A 4,943-nucleotide genomic window follows, 5' to 3' on the forward strand; every position below is an offset into this window, starting at 1 on the left:
GGGCTGGGTTGGCCGGCATTGGTGTTGGCGTTCGGCACGCCGGGCGGGGTGAAGCCGGTGAACATCTTCATGGCGTCGCCGAAGAAGCCCATGTTGGCCCGCACCTGCTGCTCGATCGCGGTCTGGAGCGCCGAGGAGCCGAAGCCCGCCCCGCTGAAGCCGGTCGAGAACTTTTCACGCAGGCCGTCCTGGTCTTTCGCGAAGTTGGCCATCGAGAATTCGAGGAAGCTCGGCACCATCGTGCGCATGCTGTCGCCGTAGAAGCGGATCAGCTGGCGCAGGAACGCCACCGGCAGCAGGTTGTCGGCGCCGGCCTTGTTCTCCTGCTCGAAGATGATCTGCGTCAGCACCGAGCGGGTGATGTCGTCGCTGGTGCGCGCGTCGTAGACGACGAAGTCCTCGCCGTTCTGCACCATCGTCGAGAGGTCCTCGAGGGTGACGTAGGTCGAGGTGCCGGTGTGGTAGAGGCGCCGGTTGGCGTACTTCTTGATGACGGTCTGTTGTGCCTTGACGCTGTCCGCCATCTTTGCGGCCTCTCCCCGATCGCGCGACGACCACGGCCGGGCCCCCGCCGCCGGGAGCCGCCCACGCGCCTGCTCGGACCTTAAGGCTTTCAGCCGGCGACGAAAATAGCCATCTGGCGCCTTTTCCCGCGGAATAATGCTAATTCGCCCCGGCCACAGCGTCGACCGCGATGGAGCAGTCGCCCCGCAAGCGTTACGCCCCACCCTCCAGCCTTCTTGACTTCGACCGAGCGAGGCCCTTCATCCGGAGGAACGGCCTTTTGCGAGCGCGCGACCTTGAAGACGCGCCGGCCGACCACGAGGAGAACGTTTCAGATGGCAAGTGAAGACATCGTCATCGTCGGCGCGGCGCGCACGGCGGTTGGTTCGTTCGGCGGCGCGTTCAACACGGTGCCCGCGCACGAGCTCGGCAAGGTGGCGATCAAGGCCGCGCTCGAGCGCGCCGGCGTCTCCCCCGACGACGTGGACGAGGTGATCTTCGGCCAGGTGCTGACCGCCGGCGCCGGGCAGAACCCGGCCCGCCAGGCCGCCATCGCCGCCGGCATTCCCGAGAAGGCCACCGCCTGGGGCGTCAACCAGGTCTGCGGATCGGGCCTGCGCACCGTCGCCATCGGCATGCAGCAGATCGCCAACGGCGACGCCACGGTCATCGTCGCGGGCGGCCAGGAGTCGATGTCGCTCAGCCCCCACGCGCAGTACCTGCGCGGCGGCCAGAAGATGGGCGACGTGAAGCTCGTCGACACGATGATCAAGGACGGGCTCTGGGACGCCTTCAACGGCTACCACATGGGCACCACCGCCGAGAACGTGGCCCAGGCCTTCCAGCTCACCCGCGAGCAGCAGGACCAGTTCGCCACGGCATCGCAGAACAAGGCCGAGGCCGCCCGCAAGGAGGGGCGCTTCAAGGAGGAGATCGCCCCCGTCACCGTCCCGGGCCGCAAGGGCGACGTGGTGGTCGACACCGACGAGTACATCCGCGACGGCGCCACCGTCGAGGCGATGGCCAAGCTGAAGCCCGCCTTCTCCAAGGACGGCACGGTGACGGCCGCCAACGCGTCGGGCCTCAACGACGGCGCGGCCGCGATCGTGCTGATGTCGGCCTCGGAGGCCGAGCGCCGCGGCATCACCCCGCTCGCCACGATCAAGTCCTGGGCCACCGCCGGCGTCGACCCCAAGATCATGGGCACCGGCCCGATCCCGGCCTCGCGCAAGGCGCTCGACAAGGCCGGCTGGAAGCCCGCCGACCTCGACCTGATCGAGGCCAACGAGGCCTTCGCCGCCCAGGCGCTCGCCGTGAACAAGGACATGGGCTGGGACGACGCCAAGGTGAACGTGAACGGCGGCGCCATCGCCATCGGCCACCCGATCGGCGCATCCGGCGCCCGCGTCCTCGTCACCCTGCTGCACGAGATGAAGCGCCGCGACGCCAAGAAGGGCCTCGCCACCCTGTGCATCGGCGGCGGCATGGGCGTCGCCATGTGCATCGAGCGCGCATAAGCGGCATCGCGCGCATGGGCGGCCTGAGCCCCGAGACGAAAATCCGTCTTTAGGCCCAAAGCAAAACATTTCGCGTGCGGACGCCATCCGCACGCGGCATGACGGCATCATCCCCGGGCCGGCGGCGACCCCGTCGCGCCGACCCGGTCACGGCCCAGAAAACAGTTCAAGAAACCGGAGGAAACCATGGCTCAGCAACGCGTCGCCCTCGTCACCGGCGGCACCCGCGGCATCGGTGCGGCGATCTCGAAGGGCCTTGCGGCCAAGGGCTACAAGGTCGCCGCCAACTACGGCGGCAACGACGAGGCGGCCCAGGCCTTCAAGGCCGAGACCGGAATCCCGGTGTTCAAGTTCGACGTCGGCGACTTTTCCGCCTGCGAGGCCGGCATCAAGGCGGTCGAGGCCGAGGTCGGCTCGGTCGACGTGCTGGTGAACAACGCCGGCATCACCCGTGACGGCCTGTTCCACAAGATGAGCTTCGAGAAGTGGCAGGCGGTCATCAAGACCAACCTCGACTCGGCCTTTACGGTGACCCGCCCGGTGATCGAGGGCATGCGCAACCGCGGCTTCGGGCGCATCATCCTGATCTCGTCGATCAACGGCCAGAAGGGCCAGATCGGCCAGGCCAACTACTCGGCCGCCAAGGCCGGCGTGATCGGCTTCGCCAAGGCGCTGGCCCAGGAGAGCGCCGCCAAGGGCATCACCGTCAACGTGATCGCGCCGGGCTACATCGCCACCGACATGGTGATGGCGGTGCCCGAGGAGGTGCGTAACAAGATCATCTCGACGATCCCCGTCGGGCGCCTCGGCGAGGCCGAGGAGATCGCCCGCGCAGTCGAGTACCTCGCGGCCGAGGATTCGGGCTTCATCACCGGCTCGACGCTGACGATCAACGGCGCCCAGTACATCGCCTGAGCGGCCGCGCGGGGGTGCCCTCCGGCGCCCCCGCCCCGCCCCGGAACCTGTCGCCGCGGCCGGATGCGGCGGCCGGACGCAGAGGCCTTTAGGCTTATAAGACGCCTCTTCGCGCCTGTTCAGCAATGCACGGCGCCTAATTTTTGCTCGCTCCATCTGCGATTGCTTTAATCGTTGGTGAGGTTTCGTGCCCATGATGCTTCAACCGGGGCGAAGCGCGGGCGGCGAATCACAACGATGAAGACCATCCTGATCCTCACCGATCAGCCCGATCGTGGGCAGAGGCTCGCCGGGCAGCTCCGACCGCTGGGCGAGCCGCTGGTGGTCGACCTGCTGGATCCCTACCAGGCCCGCAACGCGCCCGACCTGACGCAGGTGGTCGCCGTGGTCGGCGACGCCTCGCTCGCGCATTCGCAGCAGGTGTCCGGCCTGCACAAGTACATGCACCGCCTCGGCCCGGCGCAGGTTCCGTTCCTCTGCGTGCTGCACGAGGACTCGCCCCGCGCGCACCTGCAGGCGCAGGCGCTCGGCGCGACCCGCACGCTCCGGGCCGACGCGGTGATGCGCGACCTGCTGCCGTCGCTGCGCAGCCTCGTTCCGGGCGAGGGCCAGGCCGAGGTGCGCGCCGCCATCGCCGAGGCCGACCTGAAACTCTCGGCCGCCGCCGTCCTCTATGCCCGCGACGCACGCGGCGGGCGGCTGAATCTCGCGGCGATCTCGCGGCTGATCACCCCGACCCTCGACCTGCCGGCCGCCGACACGGTGCTGTCGAGCCTGGCCGGCGCCGGTGGGAGCGCCGGCGACCTGCTCCAGGCCTACAACCCGCATTCGCCCGGCTACCTCGCCCTAAAGAACCGCCTCTCGGTGGCGCGCGCCCCGGCCGTCAAGGAGGACGCGCGTCCCGCGTCAGCCGCTTTGCGGCTTCCGCCCGGGCCGGCCCTGCGCGTCGGCATGCGCGATGCGCGCGTGCCGCTGCTGCGCGCCCACTTCGATCTCGAAAGCCGGAAGGCGGGCACCCTCGACGCCCCCCCGGGCGACGCGGAGGAGTACGATTCCGGCGTCGCCGCCGCAATCGCCGGGTTCCAGCGGAGCCGCGGGCTGCCCGGCAACGGCGTCCTCAACGTCCAGACCGTGGTGGCGCTGGCGCAGGGCGCGGGGCCAGGGGCAGGACAAGCCGGGATCGTGCGGCCGGTGGGCGACGACGCGGCCCTGATCGTCAACATGGAGCGCTGGCGCTGGCTCGGCAGCGATCTCGGGCCCGACTACGTGCTGGTCAACGTGCCCGAGTTCCGCCTGCGGGTGTTCCGCGACGGGCGCCAGCGCGACGAGGCGCGCGTCATCGTCGGCAAGCCGGATTCGCGCACGCCCCTGTTCTCCGGGCTGATGGAATACGCCGTGGTGAACCCGTCGTGGTACGTCCCGCCCTCGATCCTGAAGACCATGCTGCCGAAGATCGCGAGCTACGGCGGCAGCACCTGGGGCGGCTACGAGATCGTGCGCCGCGGCGGCCACGTCTCGCTGCGCCAGCCGCCGGGCGAGAAGAACGCGCTCGGCTTCATCAAGTTCATGTTTCCCAACCAGCATGCCGTGTACCTGCACGACACGCCGAACCGCTCGCTGTTCTCGCGCTCGGAGCGGGCGCTCAGCCACGGCTGCATCCGCGTCGACGACCCGTTCCGCTTCGCCGACGTGGTGCTGCCGAACTGGACCGAGGAGCGCCTGAAGAAGCTCGTCGGCAAAGGCGAGCGCACCATCCGCCTGGAGCACAAGCTGCCGGTGCACCTCGCCTACTTCACCGCCACCGTCGACGACGGCGGCAGCTACCGCACGCTGCCCGACCTCTACGGCTACGATGCGCCGATGCGCGCGGCCCTCGGCCTCGGGGGCGGCGGCGCGATGGCCAGGGTATCCCCCCCGGCGGTCCGCCCGTCCGAGCCGACCCGCAGGACGGCGGAGGCCGTCTCCGTGCCGGCGCCGCCCAAGCCGCGCCACTCCGCCGTGCCGCGC

Annotated in this window: 4 protein-coding genes; 3 read left to right on the top strand and 1 reads right to left on the bottom strand. The window is 69.8% G+C overall.

The features are described from left to right. Window positions 1-524 (bottom strand): polyhydroxyalkanoate synthesis repressor PhaR (phaR, locus tag FV222_RS17320; RefSeq protein ID WP_147754191.1); only part of this gene is annotated, 524 nt, incomplete at its 3' end. Window positions 525-839: 315 nt separating this feature from the next. Between phaR and FV222_RS17325 the strand changes: the two genes are divergently transcribed. The 3 genes from FV222_RS17325 to FV222_RS17335 all read left to right on the top strand — a co-directional run. Then, entirely contained in the window at window positions 840-2,021 is a 1,182-nt protein-coding gene (locus tag FV222_RS17325; RefSeq protein WP_147754192.1) for an acetyl-CoA C-acetyltransferase, read from the top strand. Window positions 2,022-2,207: 186 nt separating this feature from the next. Then, on the top strand, window positions 2,208-2,936 hold the full coding sequence (gene phbB, locus FV222_RS17330) for an acetoacetyl-CoA reductase (RefSeq protein ID WP_147765261.1): 729 nt from the start codon (window positions 2,208-2,210) through the stop codon (window positions 2,934-2,936). A 237-nt stretch (window positions 2,937-3,173) separates the two neighbouring features. Continuing rightward, a partial coding sequence (locus FV222_RS17335) for a L,D-transpeptidase family protein (protein WP_246685518.1) occupies window positions 3,174-4,943 on the top strand: 1,770 nt, incomplete at its 3' end.

This window comes from Methylobacterium sp. WL103, assembly GCF_008039885.1.
GTDB classification, from domain to species: domain Bacteria; phylum Pseudomonadota; class Alphaproteobacteria; order Rhizobiales; family Beijerinckiaceae; genus Methylobacterium; species Methylobacterium cerastii.

Bases quoted from the DNA above. Each gene is read 5' to 3' on its own strand.
- FV222_RS17325 (WP_147754192.1), top strand. From the start codon at position 840: ATGGCAAGTGAAGACATCGTCATCGTCGGCGCGGCGCGCACGGCGGTT.
- phbB (WP_147765261.1), top strand. From the start codon at position 2,208: ATGGCTCAGCAACGCGTCGCCCTCGTCACCGGCGGCACCCGCGGCATC.